At 61.3% G+C, this 25,182-nt stretch carries 20 protein-coding genes; 7 read left to right on the forward strand and 13 right to left on the reverse strand.

The annotated features are described in order from the left end of the window. Positions 1–242: 242 nt before the first annotated feature. Positions 243–2,171, forward strand: a complete 1,929-nt coding sequence (locus tag J1W56_RS15300; protein WP_223614096.1) for an autotransporter assembly complex protein TamA — start codon at positions 243–245, stop codon at positions 2,169–2,171. Beyond that, positions 2,168–6,772, forward strand: coding sequence for a translocation/assembly module TamB domain-containing protein (locus J1W56_RS15305; protein WP_223614097.1), 4,605 nt, complete (start codon positions 2,168–2,170; stop codon positions 6,770–6,772). Before J1W56_RS15300 ends, J1W56_RS15305 begins: the two co-directional genes overlap by 4 nt. Positions 6,773–6,811: 39 nt before the next feature. Here J1W56_RS15305 and J1W56_RS15310 read toward each other — a convergent pair whose 3' ends face one another. From J1W56_RS15310 to denD, 10 genes are all read right to left on the reverse strand, one after another. Continuing rightward, a complete protein-coding gene (locus J1W56_RS15310) occupies positions 6,812–8,149 on the reverse strand; it encodes an MFS transporter (RefSeq protein ID WP_223614098.1) in 1,338 nt (445 codons plus the stop codon). A gap of 100 nt (positions 8,150–8,249) precedes the next feature. Next, positions 8,250–9,089, reverse strand: coding sequence for a fumarylacetoacetate hydrolase family protein (locus J1W56_RS15315; RefSeq protein ID WP_223614099.1), 840 nt, complete (start codon positions 9,087–9,089; stop codon positions 8,250–8,252). 27 nt (positions 9,090–9,116) lie between these two features. Next, positions 9,117–9,869, reverse strand: a complete 753-nt coding sequence (locus tag J1W56_RS15320; protein WP_223614100.1) for an SDR family NAD(P)-dependent oxidoreductase — start codon at positions 9,867–9,869, stop codon at positions 9,117–9,119. 22 nt (positions 9,870–9,891) lie between these two features. Then, a complete protein-coding gene (locus J1W56_RS15325) occupies positions 9,892–11,694 on the reverse strand; it encodes an IlvD/Edd family dehydratase (RefSeq protein WP_223614101.1) in 1,803 nt (600 codons plus the stop codon). A 32-nt stretch (positions 11,695–11,726) separates the two neighbouring features. Further along, positions 11,727–12,626 (reverse strand): carbohydrate ABC transporter permease, encoded by a 900-nt coding sequence (locus J1W56_RS15330; protein WP_223614102.1) that lies wholly within the window; start codon positions 12,624–12,626, stop codon positions 11,727–11,729. A 16-nt stretch (positions 12,627–12,642) separates the two neighbouring features. After that, positions 12,643–13,569, reverse strand: a complete 927-nt coding sequence (locus J1W56_RS15335) for a carbohydrate ABC transporter permease (protein WP_223614103.1) — start codon at positions 13,567–13,569, stop codon at positions 12,643–12,645. A 237-nt stretch (positions 13,570–13,806) separates the two neighbouring features. Continuing rightward, a complete protein-coding gene (locus J1W56_RS15340; RefSeq protein WP_223614104.1) occupies positions 13,807–15,120 on the reverse strand; it encodes an ABC transporter substrate-binding protein in 1,314 nt (437 codons plus the stop codon). A gap of 121 nt (positions 15,121–15,241) precedes the next feature. Beyond that, positions 15,242–16,306 carry an ABC transporter ATP-binding protein gene (locus J1W56_RS15345; RefSeq protein WP_223614105.1) on the reverse strand — a complete coding sequence of 355 codons (1,065 nt, stop codon included), beginning with the start codon at positions 16,304–16,306 and terminating at the stop codon, positions 15,242–15,244. Positions 16,307–16,365: 59 nt separating this feature from the next. After that, positions 16,366–17,142: an SDR family oxidoreductase gene (locus J1W56_RS15350; RefSeq protein WP_223614106.1), complete on the reverse strand. Its 777-nt coding sequence runs from the start codon at positions 17,140–17,142 to the stop codon at positions 16,366–16,368. Beyond that, a complete protein-coding gene (gene denD / locus J1W56_RS15355; protein WP_223614107.1) occupies positions 17,139–18,122 on the reverse strand; it encodes a D-erythronate dehydrogenase in 984 nt (327 codons plus the stop codon). The genes J1W56_RS15350 and denD overlap by 4 nt, the downstream gene beginning before the upstream one ends. Positions 18,123–18,431: 309 nt before the next feature. Here denD and J1W56_RS15360 point away from each other — a divergent pair, with 309 nt between their 5' ends. Next, positions 18,432–19,457, forward strand: coding sequence for a LacI family DNA-binding transcriptional regulator (locus tag J1W56_RS15360; RefSeq protein WP_223614108.1), 1,026 nt, complete (start codon positions 18,432–18,434; stop codon positions 19,455–19,457). A 30-nt stretch (positions 19,458–19,487) separates the two neighbouring features. Here the strand turns inward: J1W56_RS15360 and J1W56_RS15365 are convergent, their stop codons facing one another. Together J1W56_RS15365 and J1W56_RS15370 are read right to left on the reverse strand one after the other, a co-directional pair. Then, entirely contained in the window at positions 19,488–20,378 is an 891-nt protein-coding gene (locus J1W56_RS15365; RefSeq protein ID WP_223614109.1) for a DMT family transporter, read from the reverse strand. Between the two features lie 80 nt (positions 20,379–20,458). Beyond that, positions 20,459–21,268: an AraC family transcriptional regulator gene (locus J1W56_RS15370; RefSeq protein WP_223614110.1), complete on the reverse strand. Its 810-nt coding sequence runs from the start codon at positions 21,266–21,268 to the stop codon at positions 20,459–20,461. Positions 21,269–21,392: 124 nt separating this feature from the next. On the opposite strand from J1W56_RS15370, the gene J1W56_RS15375 reads away from it, so the two are divergent. Beyond that, positions 21,393–22,466 (forward strand): NAD(P)/FAD-dependent oxidoreductase, encoded by a 1,074-nt coding sequence (locus J1W56_RS15375; protein WP_223614111.1) that lies wholly within the window; start codon positions 21,393–21,395, stop codon positions 22,464–22,466. 57 nt (positions 22,467–22,523) lie between these two features. On the opposite strand, the gene J1W56_RS15380 is transcribed toward J1W56_RS15375, so the two are convergent. Next, positions 22,524–22,922, reverse strand: coding sequence for a GNAT family N-acetyltransferase (locus J1W56_RS15380; RefSeq protein WP_223614112.1), 399 nt, complete (start codon positions 22,920–22,922; stop codon positions 22,524–22,526). Positions 22,923–23,135: 213 nt separating this feature from the next. Here J1W56_RS15380 and J1W56_RS15385 point away from each other — a divergent pair, with 213 nt between their 5' ends. The 3 genes from J1W56_RS15385 to J1W56_RS15395 all read left to right on the forward strand — a co-directional run. Beyond that, positions 23,136–23,651 carry a DUF992 domain-containing protein gene (locus tag J1W56_RS15385; RefSeq protein WP_223614113.1) on the forward strand — a complete coding sequence of 172 codons (516 nt, stop codon included), beginning with the start codon at positions 23,136–23,138 and terminating at the stop codon, positions 23,649–23,651. Positions 23,652–23,964: 313 nt separating this feature from the next. Next, the gene (locus J1W56_RS15390; protein WP_223614114.1) at positions 23,965–24,729 is read left to right on the forward strand and encodes a DeoR/GlpR family DNA-binding transcription regulator; all 765 of its coding nucleotides are present in this window, start codon (positions 23,965–23,967) and stop codon (positions 24,727–24,729) included. 122 nt (positions 24,730–24,851) lie between these two features. Next, positions 24,852–25,182 (forward strand): FAD-dependent oxidoreductase (locus tag J1W56_RS15395; RefSeq protein ID WP_223614115.1); only part of this gene is annotated, 331 nt, incomplete at its 3' end.

Raw genomic sequence — 25,182 nt, forward strand, 5'->3', positions numbered from 1 at the left:
TGCACGCGCCACATAAAAAGTGATTGGCGTTTAAATGCGCTTGTATCGCGGTTTTGTGGCGATATGGCCACTAATGCCGGGTTGCATGGCCGATCAGGTGCCATTGCGGGTTGGCCAGCTTTTCCCGGCATGTTATCGTTTTCTTAAGCTCGAAGGGCGAATTTTATCAATTGCAGGCAGCGTGCGCACGGTCCCTGCAGTGTATCCTTGTGTTTATTGATGTGTAGGGAATTTGCTGGTTGATGGACTTGAAGCGCCCACAGGCCAGTTGTTTCGGTGCCGCATTGCTGGCCCTTACGGCCCTTGTCTCGCCTGCCCAGGCCTTTGATCTTTTCGGCGTTCATCTCTGGGGTGCCAAGAAGGAGGACGATGCGGATTCGGTCATCGCCGACCCGCAGAGATACACGGTTGAAACCGCTGCTTCGACAAGCGATGAAACCAAGGCGCTCGTGGAGGGCGCATCGAGCCTGTTTGCCGACAAGGACAAGCCTGCGTCCGGTGCGGCGGGACTGCTCGCCAAGGCGCGCGGAGACTACCGCCGCATACTTGGCGCGCTCTACGCGGACGGCCGCTACGGCGGCACCATCAGCATTCAGGTCGACGGCAAGGAGGCGAGCGATGTTCCGCCGGATGCCGTGCTGTCCAAGCCGGCCAAGGTGGTCATTTCAGTCGATCCCGGATCGCAATTCTTGTTTGCGTCGGCCCGGGTCAAGAACATGGCGCCGCCGACGCTCGACCCGAAAGACTTTGTCGAAAGCCCGGAGAAACAGGGCTACATCGCTGGCGAGATTGCCCGCTCGACAGCCATCGTCAAAGCTGAGCGGCTGGTGGTCGATGCCTGGCGCCAGCAGGGGCATCCAAAAGCCAGGATTGTCAGCCGGGAAGTCATCGCCGACCACGAGACCAACCGGGTTGACGCGACCATCGATGCCGATCCCGGCGCCAAGGCCGGTTTTGGGCCGGTGCAGGTCAAGGGCACCGAGCGCATGGACCCGGAATTCGTGGCGTTCATCACCGGCCTGCAGCCGGGACAGGAATACGATCCCGACGAAATCGAGAGAGCCAAGAAACGGCTGTCGCGCCTCGAAGTCTTCCGCTCGGCGCGGATCGAGGAAGGCGATGCCATCGGCAGCGACGGCCTGCTGCCGATCACCGTGGCGGTGCAGGAACAGAAGTTGCGCCGCTTCGGCGTTGGCGGCAGCTATTCGACGCTGGACGGTCTCGGTCTCGAGACATACTGGCTGCACCGCAACCTCTTCGGCCGGGCGGAACGGCTGCGCATTGACGCCAAGATCGGCGGCATTGGCAGTCAGTCCTACGATCCCTCGGAATATAGCTATCTGCTGGGTGCAAGTTTCACCAAGCCCGGCGTCTATACGCCTGATACCGATTTCATCGCCTCGCTGATTGGCGAGCGCAAGGTGCTCGACGCCTACACGCAGACATCGATTACGGCCGATGCCGGTTTCACCCAGATTTTCTCCGATGAACTCTCCGGCAGGCTTACTGCCAATGTTTCCAAATCGCAGTTCAAGGACGATTTCTTCGGCACGCGCGATTTTCTCACCGTCGGTCTGCTGGGCGGCCTCACCTATGACAGCCGCAACAGCAAGGTCGATCCGGCGCGCGGCTATTTTCTGGAAGGGTTGCTGTCGCCGTTCTACGAGATCGAGCATGGCAACTTCGCCACCAAGTTCACGGCGGAGGGCCGCACCTATTTCGGCTTCGGTAAGGACGACCGGTTCGTGCTCGCCAGCCGCCTGAAACTCGGCACGATTGTCGGCGCAGAAATTGCCGAACTGCCTTCAGACCAGCTGTTCTTTGCCGGTGGCGGCGGTTCGGTGCGCGGTTACGCCTATCGCAACATCGGCGTCAATGTCGAGCGCAACGGCACAAGCTATGTGATCGGCGGGCGGTCGCTGGTCGAGGGATCCGTGGAGGCGCGCGCCAAGATCACAAACACCATCGGTGCCGTCGGCTTTGTCGATGCGGGCTATGTGGGTGAAGAGTCTTTCCCCGATTTTGCCCAGCAGTTGCGTGTGGGCGTTGGCGCCGGCATTCGTTACAATACGGGCCTTGGCCCGATCCGCCTCGATGTGGCCATGCCGCTCGACCGGCGGACAAACGACCCGAGTTTTGCATTCTACGTTGGTATAGGACAGGCGTTTTGACCCGGATTTTCGCAGTCATATTCCTTCTGCTTTTTGCAGCACCGGCTTTGGCGCAGGATAGCGCCGAGGCGGAAAAGTCCTATTTCCTCAGCTTCGTCGAGGAACAGCTGTCGACGCCCAATCGCCAGATTTCCATTTCCGACATTCAGGGCGTCCTGTCGTCGGAAGCCAATATCGGCAGCATCACCATTGCCGACCGTGAAGGAATCTGGCTGCGCGTTACCAATGCGAAAATTGTCTGGAGCCGTCTGGCGTTGCTGCGCGGGCGTCTGGATATCAACAGCCTCGGCGCGGAGCGCATCGATGTCATCCGCAAGCCGCTGCCGGACACCAGCAGCCTGCCTTCACCCGAAGCCAAGGGTTTCAGCCTGCCGGAGTTGCCGCTTGCGGTCATCCTGCAGGATTTGCAGGTGGGACGCATTGCCTTCGGCGACAGTATTTTCGGGCTGAAGTCGGAAATCTCTCTGGCCGGCAGCCTGACGCTCGATAGCGGCTCCCTGGATTCGAACCTCAAGGTGCAGCGTCTTGACGGCCCGGGCGGCACCTTTGCGATCAAGGCGGCCTATGCCAAGGAAAGCCAGAAGCTCGATCTGGATCTGTCGCTCAATGAACCGCAGAACGGTATTGCCGCCAATCTTCTCAATATTGAAGGCAGGCCGCCGGTCGCACTTTCGCTGAAGGGATCGGGCCCGCTCAGCGATATTGCCTTGCAGCTGACGCTCGATGCCGCCGGCAAGCGCGTTCTCACCGGCAGCACGCAGATCAACCGTCAGGGCGAGGGACTTGCGTTCAAGACAACCGTCGATGGCGCGATCGCCATGCTGGTTCCGCCGCTCTTCCGTGATTTCTTCGGCAACGATACAGCGCTCGCGGTCAATGGCGTGGTGCGCGATGCCGGCGGTGTTTCGCTTGACCGGTTGAACATCAAGAGCGCTGCTCTTGCGGTCGATGCGACAGCCGATACAACCAATGATGGATTTTTGCGCCGCCTGAAGGTGGATGCCTCGATTGCCGATCCCAGCGGCAAGAAGGTCATTCTGCCGGTTGCGGGCGGCCAGACAACCGTCGACAAGGCCGTACTGGCCGTTGCCTTCGGGGCAAGTGCCGGCAATGACTGGTCGAGCACACTCGACGTCACCAACCTCACCACCAACAATTTTGCCGCCAAAGCGGTCAATCTCGTTGCCAAAGGCCTGGCGGAAAATCTTGACAACCCGACCGCCCGTTCCCTGAGCTATGATGTGAACGGCAATGTCTCCGGCATCACGGCCAAGCGCGCCGATATCGCCAAGGCACTGGGCGACCTGATCCAGCTGAAGATCAACGGCGACTGGAAGGCCAGTACGCCGGTCAATCTCAAACAGGCGCTGGTTGCCGCCAACGGCTTCAGCACGGCGCTGGCCGGTACCATCGACAAGTTCATCTATAACGGTGACATCCTGGTCAAGGCGTCGAGCATCGCACCGTTTTCCGAACTTGCCGGACGCGATCTCGCCGGCGCGCTCGATCTGAAGGCCAATGGTGCTGTCGAAGCGCTGACGGGTGGTTTCAATCTGATGCTGGATGGCCATGCAACCGGCATGACGCTTGGCATTGATGCGGCGGATCGCGTGCTTGAGGGCGAAACCCGCATCACCGGCGGCCTCGCGCGCGGTGAAGCGGGCCTCAGCGCCAGGAATTTCCGGGTCGAAAACCCGCAGACGCTGGTCACGGCCAATGGCACCTTTGCCACAGGCGCCGCCAATTTCGATTTCGGTCTCGATCTCACCAACCTCGCGCTCCTGTCGGAAAAGACCAGCGGGGCGCTCAAGGTCAAGGGCAGCGCGCGCGGCAGTGACGGCATCATCGCTCTGGCGTTCAATGCCGGGGTTCCGGATGGCAAGCTCTCCGGGCGCAAGCTCAGCGAAGGCGCGTTCTCCTTCAATGGGCTTCTGCTCAAGGACGCGCTGGACGGCAAGGTATCCGGTCTGGCGTTCCTTGACGGCATTCGTGCCGATCTTGCCACCGAACTTGCCCTGCGCAAGGACGAAAAACGCCTGAGCAATATCCAGTTCATTGCCGGTGGCACACGGCTGCGCGGTGATGTCACCCAGGACAAGAAGGGGCTGCTTCAGGGCAACCTGATCCTCGCTTCCAGCGACGTGTCGACGGCCGCAGCCTTGTTCCTCGTGGAGGCGACCGGCAAGGCGAATGCCGCCATTGCGCTGAGCCATGATGACGAGAGCCAGAATATCGACGTCAAAGGCGATATTGACGGGTTGAAGGCCAACAATGTCATCGTCGGCAAGGCGGCGGTTGCACTGGCCGCCCAGAACATCTTCAAGGTTCCGTCCGCCAACGGCACGATCACGGCCACCACGGTTTCGGCCGGTGGTGTCGATATTTCAACCCTCGATGCCCAGGCGGCGCAGCAGGGCAAGACCACCGATTTCAAGCTGAACGCCGCGCTGAAAAATGGTGCGAAGACATCCGTTGGCGGTTCGCTCGAACCGACGGAAAAGGGCTTTCTCCTGTCGCTCGCCAATGCGGATCTGACCCGTGGCGCGCTTGCCGCCCGGCTGGTCCAGCCGGCCGCCATCAATGTCGCCGGCAGCAATGTTTCCTTCGGTGATATCATTCTGGATATCGGCAAGGGCAAGGTCACGATCCGCGGCGATGTCGCCGAGAAGCTGGACCTCGCCGTTGCCATCGAAAAGCTGCCGCTCGATGTCGCCAATGCGGTCAAGCCCGATCTGGGACTGGGCGGTGAAATCAACGGCACCGCCAGGATCGGCGGCACGCGCGACAAGCCCGACGTGAACTTCAATATGCAGGCCCGCGCGATCACCGCCGCCGTGCTGAAAAAGGCCGGACTGGACGGCCTCAATCTGGACGCCAAGGGGACATCGACCACCGATCAGCTCAATGTCGATGCGCGCCTGACTGGCGCCAACGGGCTCGATGCGTCGGCCAAAGGCTCGGTTCCACTGACGCCGGGACAGCTTGCCGTCGATCTGACGCTCGGCAACCTGCCGTTGCGCGTTCTGAATGGCGTCGTCAAGGATCAGAACCTGGCAGGCAATATCACCGGCAGGGGCCGCATCACCGGCACGCTGCAGAAGCCCAATGCCGAATTTGACCTGAAGGGGTCGGGCCTGTCCGCCAAGCCTTTGCAGGACGCCGGTCTGTCGCCGTTGCAGCTGACCGCCGCCGGCCGCTTTGCCAACGATACGCTGACCCTGACGTCGGCCAAGGCTGACGGGCCGCAGGGTTTCACCGTGTCGGCCAATGGCAATGTGCCGGTTTCCGGAAACGGGCTTGGCATCAATGTAACGGGCAATATCCCCTTGTCCCTGGCCAACCGCTTCCTGGCCGATCGCGGCACGCAGGCAAAGGGCAATATTGACGTCACCGCATCCGTCTCCGGCAGCTTCCAGCAGCCGCTGATCCGCGGCATGTTCTCGGCCAATGGTGCCGAAGTGGTCGATCCGGAAACCAATCTGCGGCTGCAGCGCATTACCCTGCTTGGCAGCATGGAGGGACAGACCGTCACCATCCGCACGCTCAATGCCGGGCTTTCCACCGGCGGTACTGTCAGCGCCACGGGCACCATCTCCACCGATGCAGCGGCCAATTTCCCCGCCAACATCCAGATCAAGCTCGACAAGGCCCGCTATGCCGACGGCAATCTTGTCGTTGCCACGCTGACCGGTGCGCTCGGCGTCAACGGTCCCTTGACGCGCGATCCCGTGATTGCCGGCAACATCAATGTTGACCGTGCGGAAATCAGCGTTCCCGAAAGCTTTGGCGGTTCGTCGGCGGTCATCGACGTCAAGCACAAGAAGACGCCGAAGGCCGTCGCCACGACGCTGAAGCGCGCCAAGGCCGACCAGCCCGCCACGGCAACACCCACCGCACGGCCCAGTGTGGTGCGGCTCGATATCAATGTGACAGCGCCCAACAAGATCTTCGTGCGCGGCCGGGGGCTGGATACGGAAATCGGCGGCTCGGTGCGGCTGACTGGCCCCGCAACCGATATCCAGCCGGTCGGTGCGTTCGATCTGGTACGCGGGCGCCTTGAGATTCTCGGGCAGCGTATCACCTTCACCGAAGGGCAGGTCACGCTGGTCGGGGATCTCAACCCGGAACTCAATTTCGTCGCGAGCACCCAGAGCAGCGACATTACGGTCAATGTCACGGTCAAGGGGCGGGTATCCGATCTGCAGATCGCGTTCTCGTCGCAGCCGGAATTGCCGCAGGACGAGGTCCTTGCCCGCCTGATCTTCAACCGCTCCATCAGCGAATTGTCGCCATTGCAGATTGCGCGGCTGGCTGCCGCCGCGGCCGAACTGGCCGGCGGATCGAACTCATCCCTGCTCGACAGCCTGCGCAAGGGCACCGGCCTCGACGATCTCGATGTGACGACGGACAGCGAAGGCAATGCCGGCGTCAAGGCCGGGCGCTATATCCGCGACAATGTCTATCTTGGCGTGGAAGCGGGTGCCGGCGGCAAGACCAAGGGCACGATCAATCTCGACGTGACGCCGCAGCTGAAGGCCAAGGGCTCCGTCGGCAGCGATGGTGACTCCGGCGCCGGTGTGTTCTTCGAAAGAGATTATTGAGCGGTGCTGCGGGGACGGAGGGGAATATCCTCCTCCGTCTCAGGTCCTTGGCGGAAGCACGGGCAACGGTTCTGCACGGCCGACCACAAAGGCATAGGTGAACGCGCCGACCACCGCCATGAAGGCTGCCATGGCGAAGGAGGGCGTATAGTTGCCGTGGAAACGGTCAAGCAGTGCGCCGAACAGGAACGGGCTGATAATGCCGGCAATGTTCGAGGCAAAATTCTGGATACCGCCGATGGATGCGACGTGATGGGAACTGGGCGCCACATCGGCGGGCAGGGACCAGATGGCCGTGGCGGCTACGGCGAGGCTGCTGTAGGAAATCGCCAGGAAGATGAGTGCCATGTAAAGCGATGATACCAGTGCCGCCGGGAGAATGGCCGCGCCGCCCAGCAGGCCTCCAACCATGATGAGCTTGCGAATGGCCGTGACGTCGGCACCGCCACGGATCGCCCGGTCCGCCCAAGCGCCTGCGCTCCACGCGGCGACCACCGCGGTCAGGCCCGGAATCATGCCGAATGTACCAAGCTCCGCCAGGTTGAGGCCGCGTGCATTCTTCAGATAGTCCGGAAACCAGGTGAGGAAGAAATAGATGACGAAGTTCAGGCAGAAAAATCCGATCATCATGCCCCAGATGGTGCGGTAGCGGAAAAGGTCGATCCAGCGAATTTTGACCGCTTCCGCATCATCGGTTGCGTCGGTGCGACCGCCATTGTCGGTGATGTACTGACGCTCGAGATCATTGGCGCCGGTGTGTTCGGCCGGATCGCGGTACATGACATACCAGAAGAAGGCCCAGACAAGGCCGAGTGCGCCGAGGATGGCAAAGGAATAGTGCCAGGTGGTCAGGGCGATAATTCCCGTAACGATCGGCAAGGCAAGCACGGTGCCGACACGCGAACCGGAATCGATCACTGCCGTGGCGAAGGCCCGCTCGCTCTTCGGGAACCAGCGGGAGGCTGCCTTGGTTGCGCTGGGATAGGCAGGGGCTTCCCCGGCGCCCAGGGCAAAACGCACGGCAAAAAATCCCCAGAAGCTGGTGGCCAGCGGCGTCAGCGCCGTAAAGATCGACCACCACACGGCTGCTATGGTGAATGAACGGCGCGAACCGACCTTGTCGGTGAACCAGCCGGCGATGAGCATCATCCCGTCATAGGCCCAGAAGAAGGCGCCGAAGATCAGACCCTTTTCCGCATTGGTCAGCTGAAGATTGAGTTCGGCATCGATATAGGGCAGTGCCACGCTCAGATTGGCCCGGTCGAGGTAATTCATCGTTATGCCAAGAAAGCACATGGCAAGAATGATGTAGCGGACCTTGCTGGCGCCCGCCGGCGCCTTTTGCGGCGGGTGGGCGGATGACGTTGCGATACTCATGAATGGACCTCCCAGTACCGTTCGGACGCTGTGCAACGCCCATGAAACCGCGCCGTCATCCGGCGCGATGATTCTCATAGTAAGGAAATCCGGCTCCTTGTCAGCCCTGAACGACGGTCTGCCTCTGCTCGCCCAGCCCCTCGATGCCCAGTGTCATGACATCTCCGGCCTTCAGGAAGATATTGGGTTTCTGGCCAAGGCCGACACCGGGCGGCGTGCCGGTCGAGATGATGTCGCCGGGATGCAGGCTCATGAACTGCGACAGGTAGGAAACGAGATATTTGACGCCATAGACCATCGTTTCGGTCGAGCCGTTCTGATAGCGGTGACCATTGACCTCCAGCCACATTTTCAGCTTCTGCGGATCAGCCACTTCATCCTTCGTCACCAGCCACGGGCCGGTGGGACCGAATGTGTCGCAGCTTTTGCCCTTGGTCCACTGCCCCTGGCGTTCGGCCTGGAAGGCCCGCTCCGACACGTCGTTGATCAGGCAATAACCCGCCACATGGTCGAGCGCCTCGTCTTCGCTGACATATTTGGCGTGCTTGCCGATGACCACGCCGAGCTCGACTTCCCAGTCAGTCTTCAGCGAGCCGCGCGGAATTTCCACATCGTCATTCGGGCCGACAATGGCCGAGGTCGCCTTCATGAAGATGATCGGCTCCGGCGGCACGGTTGCGCCGGTTTCCGCCGCATGGTCGGAATAGTTGAGGCCGATGCAGATGAACTTGCCGGTTCCCGCAACGCAGGGACCATAACGGTCGACAGTGACCTCGGGCAGCGACGCCGGATCAATGCCTGCGAGCTTGTTCAATCCTGCAGGCGAAATCGCTTCACCGGCAATATCCCCGACGTGTGCGGAGAGATCACGAACCTTGCCATCCTTGTCGACAAGCCCCGGCTTTTCCTGACCGGCAGGACCGTAACGCACGAGTTTCATGGAGTAACCTTTCTGATTGGGAGGGGATCAATAGGTGGCGCGGCCACCGGAAATGTCGAAAACGGCACCCGTCGTGAACGAGCATTCCTCGCTGGCGATCCAGCTGATCAGGGATGCCAGTTCATCGACGGTGCCAAACCGCTGCATGGGTATTTTCGACAGCATGTAGTCGATGAATTCGGGTTTGAGCTGCTGGAGGATCGGCGTATCGACGGTGGCTGGCGTAATGGCATTGACGGTAATGCCGTCATGCACCAGCTCCTTGCCGAGCGATTTCGTCAGGCCAATCACCGCCGCCTTCGACGCGCTGTAGGCCGAGGCGTTCGGATTGCCTTCCTTGCCGGCAATGGACGCAACATTGACGATGCGGCCATAGCCGTTCTTCTGCATGAACGGCACGACGAAGCGGTTGCAGTAGAACAGGCCGTTGAGGTTGATATCGAACACCCGTTTCCACTGATCGATCGGATAATCCGCCACCTTGGCGTTCGGCCCGGTGATCCCGGCCGAACAGATGAGGATATCGATCCTGCCGGCGCTGGCGGCGGTGTCCTGCGCCGCCTTTTCCACCTGCACCGGGTCGGAAACATCGAGCGCCAGCCCATGCGCGCCCTCGCCGAGCCTGGCTTTTGCTTCCTCGATTCGTGCTGCATCGACGTCCCAGAGGCTGACCGTGCCGCCCTCCGACACGATCCGCTCCGCCGTCCTGTAGCCTATGCCGGAAGCACCGCCGGTAATGACCGCATGCCGCCCCTCATAGCGCCTGATGGTGTTCGCCATGTTCCCTCCCGAACGGTTGGCCTCAGTGGTTGTCGCGCGGCAGTCCCTTGGTCTGGGCAATGCGCTGGAAATCGACCGCCGGTTTCAGGACCATGCCTTGCGCCAGCTGATCGACCATGCCGCGCTGGATTTCCTGCCATGGCGTCTGGCTGGCCGGATATTTGTAGCCGCCCGCCGCCAAAAGGTCGTCCCGGCGCTTCTGCAGTTCCTCGTCATCGATGAGGATGTTGGCGGTGCCTTTCCGCAGGTCGATGCGCAGGTGGTCGCCGGAGCGCACCAGTGCCAGGCCGCCATTGACCGCCGCCTCGGGCGAAGCATTGAGGATGGACGGCGAACCCGACGTGCCGGACTGCCGGCCGTCGCCGAGGCATGGCAGCGCATGGATGCCTTTCTTCAGCAGATAGCCTGGAGGCTGCATGTTGACGACCTCAGCCGCGCCGGGATAGCCGATGGGGCCGGTACCGCGCATGATCAGGATGCTGTTCTCGTCAAGGCCGAGTTTCGGATCGTCGATCCGCGCATGGTAATCTTCCGGGCCATCGAACACTTCCGCGATGCCTTCGAACGCTTCCGGATCGTCCGGATCGGAAAGATAGCGCTCGCGGAATTCGTCGGAAATCACGCTGGTTTTCATGATGGCGCTGTCGAAGAGGTTGCCCTTGAGATTGATGAATCCGGCCTTCTTCTTCAGCGGTGTCTCATAAGGACGAATGACGTCGGTGTTGAGATTTTCCACGCCCTCGCAATTGGTGCCGATGCTCTTGCCGTTGACCGTAAGCGCCGATGGATGCGGCAGTCGCTTCGCCTTGAGCAGTTCCGCCACGACAGCAGGCACGCCGCCTGCGCGGTGGTAATCCTCGCCTAGATATTCCCCTGCAGGCTGCAGGTTGACCAGCAGCGGCACGTCATGACCGATGGTCTGCCAGTCATCATTGTCGAGCGCGATATCGAGGTGGCGGGCAATCGCGTTCAGATGGATGGGCGCATTGGTCGAACCGCCGATGGCCGAGTTGATGACGATCGCATTCTCGAAGGCTTCGCGCGTCATGATATCGGAAGGCTTCAGGTCTTCGCGCACCATGTCGACAATGCGCTTGCCGGTATCATAGGCGATCTGGCCGCGTTCACGGTACGGTGCCGGGATGGCAGCGCCGCCGGGCAGTTCCATGCCGAGTCCTTCGGCCAGCGAATTCATCGTGGTGGCGGTACCCATGGTGTTGCAATAGCCGACGGACGGTGCCGACGACGCCACGATATCCATGAACTCGTCGTAGTTGATTTCGCCTGAAGTCAGCTTTTCACGCGATTTCCAGACGATGGTGCCGGAGCCGGTGCGCTCGCCGCGGTGCCAGCCGTTCAGCATGGGCCCGACGGAGAGGGCGATGGCGGGAATGTTCACCGTGGCGGCGCCCATCAGCATGGCCGGTGTGGTCTTGTCGCAGCCGATGGTCAGCACGACGCCGTCAAGCGGATAACCGAAGAGGACTTCCACCAGCCCGAGATAGGCAAGGTTGCGGTCGAGCGCCGCGCCGGGACGCTTGCCGGTTTCCTGAATGGGATGAACCGGAAACTCGAAAGGGATACCGCCCGCCGCGATGATGCCGTCGCGCACCCGCTTGGCCAATTCGATGTGATGGCGGTTGCAGGGCGAAAGGTCCGAGCCGGTCTGGGCGATGCCGATGATCGGCTTGCCCGACTGCAATTCCGCCCGCGTCAGGCCGTAGTTGAGATAGCGCTCGAGATAGAGCGCCGTCATCCCCGGGTTGTCAGGATTGTCGAACCATTCCTGCGAGCGAAGCTTTTTCGGGGTTTTGTTGGTTGTCATGAAAGCAACTCCTGGATGGGGGCACGCCCCAATTACTCTTTGACCGCGCCGGTCATCGAGGACACGTAATAATCGACAAAGAATGAGTAGAGGATGACGACGGGCAGCGAGCCAAACAGCGCCCCTGCCATCAGCGAACCCCACTCGAAAACATCCCCTCGCACCAGCTCCGTCAGGACACCGACCGGGACAGTCTTGTTCTCCGAGGATTGGATAAAGGTCAGCGCATAGATGAACTCATTCCACGACAAAGTGAAGGCGAAAATGCCGGCAGAGATCAGTCCTGGTACCGCCAGCGGCAATATGACCCTGACGAGGATTTGCCAGCGCGATGCCCCGTCCACCAGCGCGCTTTCTTCGAGCTCGAACGGGATCGAACGGAAGTAGCCCATGAGCAGCCAGGTGCAGAACGGAATGAGGAAAGTGGGGTAGGTGAAGATCAGCGCCAGCTTGCTGTCATAGATGCCGAACTTGAAGACGATCACCGCCAGCGGGATGAACAGGATGGAAGGTGGCACGAGGTAGGCAAGGAAGATCAGGAGCCCGACGGAACGCGAGCCCTTGAAGCGGATGCGCTCGATGGCATAGGCGGCAAAGACCGAGGCTGCAAGCGACAGCACGGTCGCGCAGACCGAGACGACGAGCGTGTTCCACAGCCAGCCGGGATAGGAGGTCTCGAACAGGAGATATTTGATATGGTCGAGTGTCGGGCCAACCACCCAGAACGGGCTGTAATTGTTGTAGTCCGTCAACTGCGAGTTGGGTTTTACCGCCGTGATTGCCATCCAGTAGAACGGGAACAGCAACACGATGATGAAAACGGCCAGCGGCAGATAGAGCACGACGATGCGCCGCGGCAGCCGGTTGAGATAGCTCATGCCCTGCGCGTCGTCGGTGAGTGGCGCCGTGGCGGTCTGTTCGGAAATGCTCATGGTCGTTCTCCCCCCCTTAATCCTGTCCGCCCTGCTGCCATTTCCGGCGCTGCAGGCCGAAGAATGAGAACAGGATCGAGGCTAGCAGGAACGGGATCATGGCGACGGCAATCGCCGCGCCTTCGCCGAGCTGCCCGCCCGGGATGCCCCGCTGGAATGAAAGCGTGGCCATGAGGTGGGTGGCATTGACCGGCCCGCCCTTGGTCAGCACGTAGATCAGCTGGAAATCGGTGAAGGTGAAGAGCACCGAGAAGGTCATGACCACGGCGATGATGGGGGTGAGCATGGGCAGGGTGATGAAGCGGAAGCGCTGCCAGCCGGTTGCGCCGTCGAGCGATGCCGCCTCGTGCAGCGATTGCGGAATGGTCTGCAGGCCGGCGAGCAGCGAAATGGCAACGAAGGGAATGCCGCGCCAGACATTGGCGGCAATGACCGATGCCCGCGCATTGTTGGGGTCACCGAGGAAGTTGATGGGCGTATCGATCAGGCCGAGCTTGATCAGCGACCAGGAAATGATCGAGAATTGCGCATCGTAAATCCACCAGAAAGCCAGCGCCGACAGCACCGTCGGGACAACCCAGGGCAACAGGATGATGGCGCGGAAGAATGACTTGAACGGCAGGTTTTCATTGAGGATCAGCGCGAGCCACAGGCCGAGCGCGAACTTCAGGACCGATGCGATAAAGGTGTAGAGAACCGTATTGTAGACCGTCATCCAGAACACGGAATCGTTGGCAAGCGCTATGTAATTGTCGAGACCGATGAACACCCCATCCCGGCCGATCTTGGCGTCAGTGAAGCCAAGCCAGACACCAAGGCCGAGCGGATAGGTCAGGAAGCACAGCAGGAACACCGCCGCCGGCAACAGAAACATGAAACCCAGGAATGTATTGTTCCGGGTCAGCGCGCCGAGGGCTGAAGGTGGCTTTGTTGTTGCTGTCATAAGGAATACCCCCCTCTGGGCTGCCGCCCATCTCCCCCACAAGGGGGGAGATCAGCCTTCACCGCTGCTTCAATCAGCTCTGAGCCACTGCGAGGTAAGCAAAAGTGCAGATGCCGATGTGATCTCCCCCCTTGTGGGGGAGATGTCCGGCAGGACAGAGGGGGGTGAAGAACATCACTCCCTTCACAGCATCCTGTATTCACGCTCTTTGTCATCCTGCCGGTCTCCACCCTTTGGCTAGACGTTGTAGTAACGGTTGGCGCGTTTTTCCGCCTGGGCGATGGCGTCTTCCGGCGTCATCTGTCCCGTCACGGCGGTGGCATACATGTCGACCAGCACATAGTCGGCCATCACGCCGGCCGATGCCGTTCCGAGCGGTCCGGCATAGCCGTTCGGCCGCAGGCTGCCCGATGCCTTGGCATAGGCCGCATGGATGGGGTTGGATGTCCACACGGGATTGGCGGCATATTCCTTCAGCGGCTGGCAGCAATAGGCACTGGCGCCTTCGATCCACGCATTCATGTTGTCGGCCTGATACATGAACTGCAGATAGGCCTTGGCGGCTTCCGGATATTTCGTGTGCTTGAAGATGGAGACGGTGGACGCCTGGTGCAGCTCGACCGACTGGCCGACCGGGCCGATGGGCAGATTGACCGAGCGCATGTCGTCGGCAATGGCCGCCATCGCCGGGTCCTTCTTAGCCGCATAATAGACGGACACGCCATTGGCGGTCAGGGAGATCTGTCCGGCCAGGAAAGCGCGGTTGTTGTTGACATCCTGCCAGCTTTCCGTGCCGGGAATGAAGGTCTTGTAGAGTTCCTGCGCATATTTCACCGAGGCCAGCGTTTCCGGGCTGTTGATGACAACCTTGCCGCTTTCGTCGACCATCTTGCCGCCATGGCTCCACAGCAGCCAGTGCGCGTAATTGTTGCCGTCGCCCACGGCCTTGCCGTGCGGGAAGCCCGCGGGCGTGCCCTTGGCGTGCATGGCCTTGCAGAGCTCGAGAAAGCCTGCCGTGTCCTTGGGGAATTCGCTGAAGCCGGCGGCCTTCATGTGGCTGTCGCGGTAGACGATGGCGTTGCCGATGGCGCAGAGCGGCAGGGCAATGAACTTGCCGTCACGTTTGGCATAGCCTTCGAGACCCGGATACCAGCCGCCATGGGCGCCGCCGAGATAGGTGCCGAGCTCGCTGACATCGACCAGCTTGTCGGGATATTGATGCGGGTCGTCGAACCAGCTCATCACCATGTCCGGGCCCGAGCCGACATTGGCGGCGACGGCGGCCTTCGGGCGCACGTCTTCCCAGCTTTCCTTGTCGATGCGCACTTCAACGCCGGTGGCGTCACTGAACTTCTTGGTATTGGCAAGCCATGCGGCTTCTTCTGCCGGCACGAACGGCACCCAGCGCAACAGGCGCAGTTTTGCACCCGCTTCCGGCTTGTAGGCGGGGGCGGCCTGGGCAAAGGCCGGGGTAAGGCCCAGCCGGTTCAACCCGGCAGCGGCCACAAGTCCGGCAGAAGCGCCGAGAAGATGTCGTCTGTTGATGGTCATGGATGCTCCTCCTTGGGGTTTCACAAGCATGTCCGGAACGTCTCCCGCTTCCGCCCATGCTTTCCGGGGGCTTATATGACCGGCACACGCTCCCCGACTGGCAGGTGCCGCTTGGTGGTTTTCAGACGAGGCGCTTGCCGCTCTCCGCGTCGAAGAGATACGTCGCCTCGGCGTGGATCGACAGGCCGACCGTCTCGCCCGGACGGGCATTGATGCGCTGGTGGAACACGCCGGTGATGTCGTCGCCGCCGATGCGCATGATCATCTGGGTTTCCGATCCGGTAGGCTCGATCACCACGACGTTTGCCGGAATGCCGCCATCGGCAATCGTCATGTGCTCGGGCCGCAGTCCGTAGATCAGGGCACGTCCCCTGGCGCTTTCGGGTGCCTTGGCCACCGGCAGGACAACACCCTTCTCCGTCACGAATTTCAGCGCATCATTCGGGTCCAGCCTGCCCTTGATCATGTTCATGGCGGGCGAGCCGATGAAGCTGGCGACGAACAGATTGGCCGGCTGGTCATAGAGTTCGAGCGGCGCCCCGATCTGTTCGACGATGCCGTCATGCATGACAACGATCTTGTCGGCCATGGTCATGGCCTCGATCTGGTCGTGCGTCACATAGACGGTGGTCGTCTTCAGCCGCTGGTGCAGTTCCTTGATTTCCGCGCGCATGGCGACGCGCAGTTTCGCATCGAGATTGGAGAGCGGCTCATCGAACAGGAATACCTGCGGATCGCGGACAATGGCGCGGCCCATCGCCACGCGCTGGCGCTGGCCGCCGGACAATTGCCGGGGAAAGCGGTCGAGCAGGTGGGTGAGGCCCAGAATTTCCGCTGCCGGTTTGACGCGCTTGTCGATCTCGGCCTTGGCGGCACCTTTCAGCGTCAGCGAAAAGGCCATGTTGTCGGCAACGGTCATGTGCGGATAGAGCGCATAGTTCTGGAACACCATGGCGATGTCGCGCTCCTTCGGCGCGAGACCATTGACCACCTGTCCGCCGATGCGGATTTCGCCGGCGGAAATATTCTCCAGCCCCGCCAGCATGCGCAGCAGCGTGGACTTGCCGCAGCCCGACGGCCCGACCAGAATGACGAACTCGCCATCGGCGATCTCGATATCAACCCCCTTGATAACCGGATGCGTTCCGAATGATTTTCTGACATTGGCGAATTCGACTGATGCCATGCCTGTTCCTCCCTGAAATGTGCCTAACGGTGCTTCTCCCAAAACACCGCGCGAAAATACTATCCCCGGCCGACCAGCGGCATTTTCGTCGCCATGACAGTCAGCGACAGCACATTGGCCTCCAGCGGCAAGCCGGCCATGTAGACGACGGCATCGCCGATATAGTGCGCCGGTATGGTTGGCTCGCTTGCCGTCTCGCCGTTGGCCTGCAGCACGCCGCCCGCCATTTTCGACGTCATTTCGGTGGTGGCATTGCCGATATCGATCTGGCCGCAGGCAATGTCGAAGGGCCGCCCATCCAGCGCGGTCGACTTGGTCAGACCCGTGATGGCGTGTTTCGTCGCTGTGTAGGGCGCTGAATTCGGCCGCGGCGTCGTTGCGGAAATCGAGCCATTGTTGATGATGCGCCCGCCGCGCGGCGTCTGCGCCTTCATCAGTTTCAGCGCCTGCTGCGTGCACAGGAATGCGCCGGTCAGATTGGCGCCGACAATGGCGTTCCACTGCTCGAACGTCACCTCTTCCATGGCGACATTCGGCACATTGATCCCGGCATTGTTGATCAGCAGGTCCAGCCGTCCATAGGCCGCCTTGACGGCTTCGAACAGTGCGGCGACGGATTTGGGATCGCTGACATCGGAGACAATGGGATTGACCGTTCCCTTGGTCTCGGCGGCCAGTGTCCTTGCTGCTTCATCGAGCACGTCCTTGCGCCGCCCGGTGATGACGACGGTCCAGCCGACACCGAGCAGTGCCACAGAAATCGCCTTGCCGACGCCCGTGCCGCCGCCGGTCACCAGTGCGATCTTGCCTCTGCCTGACTCCTGATAATTGGTCATAGTGTTCCGCCCAGTTCGTCTTCGATATGCGCCTTGATAATGTCGTCAAAGACGGTCTCCGCCTTGAACCCGAGCGCGGCCGCGCGCCGCGTGTCGAAATCCGTCGCCCAGCCTGCCACGATTTTCTGGATGGTCGCGTCCGGTTCGCGCCGGATCAGCTTGACCGCCTTTTCACCCGCCACGCGTTTCAGGGCTGCAATCTCTTCGCCGACGAGGGCGGAAAGGCCGGGCATTGAAAGGTTGCGGCGCGGCCCGACTTTTTCCAGGTCGAGTGTTGCCGCATGCACGAAAAAGCCGACCGCGGAGCGCGGGCTGGCGAACCAGTGCCGGACGCTCTCGTCCACGGGCAGAATGGCTTCCTGCCCCGCCAGCGGCTCGCGCAGGATATTGGAGAAGAACCCTGAAGCCGCCTTGTTCGGCTTGCCGGGGCGAATGCAGATGGTCGGCAGGCGAATGCCGATGCCGTCGAAAAAGCCGCGGCGGCTGTAGTCGGACAGCAGCAGCTCGGAGAGGGCCTTCTGCGTGCCGTAGCTGGTGAGCGGCGTGGTGAAGAACTCGTCGCCGATCTTGTCGGGAAAGGGCGTGCCGAACACGGCGATGGAGGAGGCGAAGACCACACGTGGACGATAAGGTGCCTTGGCGCTTTCCAGCCGGATCGCTTCGAACAGGAACCGCGTGCCGTCGAGATTGACCTTGTAGCCCTTTTCGAAATCCGCTTCCGCTTCACCGGAAACAATGGCCGCAAGATGAAAGATCAGATCGGGGCGGCTGGCGATCAGTCCTTCAGCAACACCAGCATCGGAAAGGTCGGCCGCTTTTGTCGTGGAAATACCGGCGAGGGCGCGGGGCGCCACCGGCTCGATCACATCGACCAGCGTCAGCTTGTCGATGCCGCCGCCCAGGATACCCTCTTCAGCCGCGATCCTGTCCAGCAATTTGCGGCCCACCATCCCGGCGGCGCCAATGACCAGTACGTGCATATGCAATCAACCTCTTTGTCATGCGGGCAGATCGCCCGTTTTGTTCAAACGCTATGCGCGAGGGGGAACATGCGAGGTTCGCAGTGACACAGTGGCGCAAAGGCCATGCCAAGCCCCGTTGGGCAAAGGCCAATCCCTGCAATACCTGCCGCTGAACTCAAGAACCGATCCTCCCAGAACGTCTTATCCTGCCAGCCCCGGCGGGTCTTATGACAGCGCTAACACAAAGTTATGCACACTCACTAGCATTCATCAAGCGATTTATGGTAGCGCTATCATTATTCTGCTCAATCCCACCGGGATCATGCCATGCCACGCAAACGCAACGCGCACCGGAATGCCGACACGCCGACTTTGGCTGACGTGGCGCGGCTTGCCGGTGTGAGCGATATCACCGCCTCTCGCGTGGTCCGCAACAAGGGGCCGATCGCCGATGCGACACGGGCGAAGGTCCTCGCCGCCATCGCCGAACTTGGCTATATTCCCAATCGGGCGGCAGGCAGTCTTGCTTCCTCGGGCTCGACGCTGATGAGCGTGCTGCTGCCCTCTTTGTCGAATATTGTGTTTCCGGATGTGCTGCGCGGCATCCACACGGCTTTGACGGAAACAGCGTTTCAGCCGGTCATCGGCGTCACCGACTACGATCCGGTGATCGAAGAACGTATTCTCCTGTCTTTTCTCGCATGGCAGCCCGCTGCGGTGATTCTGGCCGGATTGCATCATACGGCCACCGCGCGGCGGCATCTGGAGCATGGGCGTTTTCGCGTCGCCGAACTCATGGACATCGATGGGGATCCGGTTGATATCGCCGTGGGCATGTCGCATTGGCAAGCCGGCTATGACACCGGCAAACATCTGGTGCAGCGTGGCTACCGCCGTTTCGGTTACGCCGGTCACAGCATTGCCAGCGATGATCGCGCCCGCGCCCGTTATGATGGCTTGCGGGCAGCCTTGAAAGACGCCGGTCTGCTGCTGGTTGCCGAAGAGCGCGTGCAGGGGGGCAGCTCCACCATGGCTGGACGCCATCTGCTTGAGGCGATCCTCCGGAAAGCGCCGGGGCTTGATGTGGTCGTCTTCCCCAATGACGACATGGCCATGGGCGGCATCTTCCATTGCATGCATGCGGGGATTACGCCGAAGGAACAGTTGGGTATTTTCGGCTTCAACGGTCTCGATATCGGGCAGGCCTTGCCGTTGCCGCTGTCGACGATCCTTTCCAAGCGATTCCTGATCGGCAAGACCGCCGCCGAAAAACTCCTGGAAAGCCGCGAACGCCCGGCTGAAAAGACCATCATCAACACCGGCTATGACATCATAGAAGGAGCAACCGCATGACGGCGGTCCTGTCCGAACTGGCCGCCGCGCTCAGGCGGATTTGACCGGTTTCAGGGATTGCAGCCCGAGGCCGCCAACGGCCAGGAGCACGCAGGCTATGCCGATGATCTGGTTCCGGTTGACGGTTTCCCCGAGGAAGATGACGGCGAATATCACCGCCGAGACCGGTGCCACGGCGGTAAAGAGCGAGGCTTCGGCGCCACTGACCCGCGCGGCACCGGCATACCACAGCAGGAAGCCGCCAACCGTCGGAACAATGGCGTAGTAGATGACAGCCCAGAATGATCCAATGCTCATGCCGCCCGTCCATGGCATTTCGAACAAGGCAGGCACGATGGCCACCGCCAGCCCAAGGCCTGTCATCAGCGTCGAAAGGGCAAGCGGCGGAATGGGCGTCCTCAGGCGCTTGTTGATCAGGATGAACAGGCCTTCGCAGATGACAGCCGCAAAGATCAGCGCATTGCCCGGCAGGGAGTGCGTGCCGCTTTCGCCGGGGCGGAAGGCGATGCTGACAACGCCCGCTGTCGCCAGCAGAATGGCGACGAGGGTAAAGCGATGCGGCCGTTCGCCGAGGACGAGAATGGCGATGGCTGCGGCAACCACCGGCAGCGTCCCGATGATGACGCCGGCATCCGTTGCCGAGGTCAGTTTGAGGCCGGATATCAGCAGGGTCGTGTAACCGACGCTGCCGGCACCCGCCTGCAGGACGAGAAGGATCCAGGCAGAGCGGTCAAGCCGCGGCCACTTGGTTCGCGTCAGTCGCATCAGCAACAGGAATATCGGGAAGGCGACGGCAAAGCGCAGGGCTGTTGCCGTAAAGGGCGGCAAGCCCGCTGCAATCACCTTGCTGGCAATGATGGTGCTGCCGACGAGCACCATGGCGAGTGCGAGAAAAACATAACCTTGAACCTGCTTGGACATGCGCAATCCTTTTCATCCCGGGAAGGCGCACAACAGCGGATCGGGCGGGGTTCGTCTTGAACGAAATTGCAGGAGAGGCTTCAGTTCATGGCGTCGGCATAGGCGCCGGGCGACAGGCCGTATTTGCGGATGAAGGTGCGCGTCATGTGGCTCTGGTCGGCAAAGCCGCTGGCAATGGCAGCTTCCGCCAGAGATGATCCCCCGGCGATCATCCGGCGGGCGAGGTCGATGCGCCGCTGCACCAGATAGGCATGCGGTGTCATGCCGGTGGCGCGGGCGAAGGCACGGACAACCTGAAAGCGGCTCAAACCGCTTTCCCGTGAAAGGTCCTCCAATGTCACCGCGCGTGCCGGCTGATCATCGATCAGGTCGCGGGCACGGCGAATGGCTCGGGGTATTGCCGGAAGCCGCTGCGGATCGCCCGGCTCATCAAACACGCCGGCAAGCAGCATCAGCAGCGATTCTTCCTGCCGGATAGCCGAGGGAATGCCGGTGGTCGTCATGGCGGTGAAGAGCCGCTCGAACTGGTGCGCCAGCCGCACGTCCTGGATAACGGGCCGGGGAAATTCGTCGCGTCTTTCGCCCTGCTCCTGCAGATCTGCCGTCATCGCGCCAATGAGGGACGGATCGAAATAGAGCATTTTCCACGAGCGCCCCGCGTCGCCTATGGGCGCGCCGTCATGCACTTCGCCGGGATTGACGGTGATCATGTCGCCGGGCCCGGCTTCCACCATTCCACGTCCGCTCAGGGATTTTTGCGCGCCCTGGTGAATGACGCCTATGCCGTACTGTTCGTGCGTGTGCCGGGAAAAGCTGTGCCGCGTGGCCGCCGCGACGGCTTCCACCCCCGCGGTTGTACAGCGCATTATCCTGAACTGGCCCTTCATCATGCCGGCCTTTCTATCACCGGACGTGCGCCATCACAAATTTGCGGCCTTTGCGGTGGCATTCGCCCGGAAATGATGCTGTCATCCCCCGCACAGAGAGTCTCGGCCTTTCCAAGAGGAATGAATCATGGCGAAACAGAAACATGTGATCGTGGTCGGTGCCGGAATTATCGGTGCGTCGATTGCCTGGCATCTGGCGCGGCAGGGGGCGGCTGTCACGGTGGTTGCCGAACAAAGCGGCGGGGTCGCCACGCCTGCGTCCTTTGCATGGATCAATGCCAGCTGGGGCAATCCCGAATTCTATTTCCGCTTCCGCCGCTATGCCATGGAAGGCTGGCAGCGCCTGCACGATGAGCTGCCCGGCATCGGGGTGAACTGGTGCGGCGGCATCAGCTGGGATTTATCGCCGGATGAACTTGAGGCCTACGTCACGCAGCATGGGCACTGGGGCTATGGAATCAGGCGCATCGACCGGCAAGCCGTGGCCGCGCGCGAGCCTTATCTGGCGCGACTGCCGGATGCGGCCGTGCATATTGCAGAAGAGGGCGCCGTTGAGCCCGTTGCCGCGGCGCAGCGCATGCTGGCCGGGGCGCAGGCGCGCGGCGCGCGGCTGCTGGTTGGTGCAAACGTTACACGGCTCGTCCAGGAGGGCGGGTGCATTGCCGGCGTCGTTACGTCGTTCGGCGAAGTGAAGGCCGACCATGTGGTGCTCGCGGCGGGCGCGGGGGCCGTTGCCCTGGCGCAGACTGCGGGGGTGACCCTGCCCATGGAGACGCCGCCGGGTCTGATCGTTCATTCAAAGCCAATGGAGAAGCGGCTCAACGGCATCGTGATCACCCCTGATCTGCACATGCGCCAGACGGCGGAAGGGCGGATCATTGCGGGCGCGGATTTTGGCGGCAGCGATCCCGGTGAGGATCAGCAGGCAACCGCGGATGCGCTGTTCTCCCGCCTGAAAGCAAACCTCGACGATGTGGATGCTCTGGCACTGGATTTTTTCACCATCGGCTACCGGCCGACCCCCGCCGACGGGTTCCCGATTGTCGGGCCGGCCGGACATCTCGATGGCCTTTCCATCGCCGTCATGCATTCCGGCGTGACCCTTGCGCCTGCTGTCGGCCTGCTGCTGAGCCGGGAAATCTTATCCGACAGGCCGGAGGAGCGATTGTCGCCGTTCCGGCTTTCGCGGTTTGACGAGTGAGCGCACGCAGCTTCAGGGCGTCAACCCTCCTGTCCGGGAAAACATCGATGCGCCGGATCAAGGTTGCAGCTTGATCAGTCCGGCTCCTGTCATCCTGAATCCGCAGCCCCGGTAGAACCCAGTCAGCCGGGCTTCAAAATCCACGTGCAGCCAGAAAGCTCCGCGATCGCGCGCGAGGTTTTCAGCCTCCTTGACCAATTGCGTGGCTATGCCCTGCCGGCGGAATTTGGGGTGCACGCAGGTATCAAGAAGAAAAGCATGAACACCGCCATCCCATGCCACGTTGACAAAGCCAATGAGCCGCTGCCCGTCATAGGCCCCCACATGGGCAAGGCTGCGGGCCAGAATGACGGAGAAATCCTTCCAGACGAAGTCATCCCAGGCCCATTCCCAAAGCGCGTTCATCTCGTCATTGGACGGGAAAGGATCAATACGGAACGTGATAGCCAAATCCATGTCCTCCCCAGGCATTCCTGTTGTGCAAACCTTGCAGATTGCACGGAAATTTCAATGCCGGTTTTCGCGCCCCATGCCGCTGTGCCGGTTGCGCCAAGGCCGGTTGCAGGCGGCAATAGCCGGTTTCCGGAACCAAACCGGCCCGCACACGTTTGTTTTCTGGTTTCGACGGCGCATTCAAACCGCCGGGCCGCAACGGAATAAGGATAGATGATGAAAACAATGATCGTAATGGCTGCCGCTGTTTCCATGGCTCTGGCTTCGGGCGCAGGTGCCGCTCCCCTTCATCAGAAGACCAAACACCAGGCCCATGCGGCGAACGGGCCCAAGACCCGTCTCGGCACGCTGTCCTGCGCGGTCGATGGCGGCGTTGGCATGTTGATCGGGTCGAGCAAGGCTGTTCAATGCAGGTTCATGCGGACCAATGGTTCCGTCGAACGATATGCCGGACGCATCGGCAAACTTGGCGTCGATATCGGGGTGACCAGGAAATCCTATCTGCAGTGGGTTGTTTATACCGCCGCCGGAAACCGGGCAGGCGAAGGCGCCCTTGCCGGCAATTATGTCGGCGTGACGGCGGGTGCCTCGGTTGGCCTCGGTCTCGGTGCAAACGCACTGGTTGGCGGCACATCGAAGAACTTCGGCCTGCAGCCGTTCAGCGCGGAAGCCACCCAGGGACTCAATGTCGCTGCAGGCGCAACGCAGCTGACACTGCGCGCAACCCGATAGAACCAAGCCACGATCCGGCCGCCGTTTGCCGGCGGCCGGATCGGTGCGTTGGCTCACACTTGGCCATCCGCCGCCCGGAACGGTATGCAGGCGCGGATCGCGCAGATAAAGCCCGCCTCGGATCATAAGTCCGAGACAGACGCCGAATAAACAAAATTTGCTTCGGGCATCTTCAAACCGCGACGATGGCCGCCGCATGGTTTGGCCCGTTGGAAAGCGCATTCGCCTGCCAACTTCGCTTTATTGCTAATTGACATGCGCTCATTTTCATTTTCGTATAGTATTCAGAAAAACGAAAACGAAAGTATACCTCATGTTCCTGCCGCCCCGGCACGCTGAAATTCTCGAAATGGCCAAACTCCATGGCCGCGTGCTTGTGGATGATCTCGCTGCGCATTTCAGCGTGACGCCACAGACCATCCGCAAGGATTTGAACGATCTGTGCGATCAGCGGCTGCTGAACCGGATCCATGGCGGAGCGCTGTTCCCGTCGGGTATCCAGAACCTGGAATATGAAGCACGACGTTTGATCGCTGCAACCGAAAAGGAGGCGATCGGTCAGGCCGCCGCCGCGCTCATTCCCGACAATGCCTCGCTCTTCGTCAATATCGGCACGACCACGGAAGCGGTCGGTCAGGCATTGCTGGGCCGGAAAGGCCTGATGGTGATCACAAATAATATCAATGTCGCCAACAATTTGCGGGTTTACCCCGACATTGAGGTGGTCATTGCCGGCGGGGTGGTACGCGGTTCCGATGGCGGTATTGTCGGCGAGGCCGCCGTGGACTTCATTCGTCAGTTCAAGGTGGATTTCGCCGTCATCGGCACGTCGGCAATCGACCATGACGGCGCGTTGCTCGACTTCGATTTCCGCGAGGTCAAGGTGGCGCAGGCCATCATGGCCAATGCCCGGCACGTGATCCTGGTGTCCGATTCAACCAAGTTCGAGCGGACGGCACCGGTGCGCATCGGTCATCTGTCACAGGTCAATACATTCATTACCGACCGCTGCGACAGCGAGATCATCCGCACGATTTGTGCGGACGCGGATGTGCGGCTGGTCGAAACATCCCGTTGAATCCCGGCTTGCCGGGCGCGTTGATGCGCGTTATATTTTCTTTTGGTTTCGTATTTGGTTCGCAGTGGTGCTATATTGGCTGGCGCTGGCGGGCAGGACGGTTGCGAACAGGGAGATGAGCGGTGGCACAGGACGGGATCTACGACATTTTCGTGATTGGCGGCGGCATCAATGGCTGCGGCATTGCCCGCGATGCGGTGGGGCGCGGCTACAGCGTGTGTCTGGCCGAGATGAACGACCTGGCCAGCGGCACCTCGTCGGCCTCCACCAAGCTGATCCATGGCGGGCTGCGCTATCTGGAATATTACGAGTTCCGCCTGGTGCGCGAGGCGCTGATGGAGCGCGAGGTGCTGTGGGCGGCGGCGCCGCACATCATCTGGCCGCTGCGCTTCGTGCTGCCGCACCATGCGGGGCTGCGCCCGGCCTGGCTGCTGCGGCTGGGGCTGTTCCTCT

This window comes from Phyllobacterium calauticae (assembly GCF_019991125.1).
Taxonomy (GTDB): Bacteria; Pseudomonadota; Alphaproteobacteria; order Rhizobiales; family Rhizobiaceae; genus Phyllobacterium; species Phyllobacterium calauticae.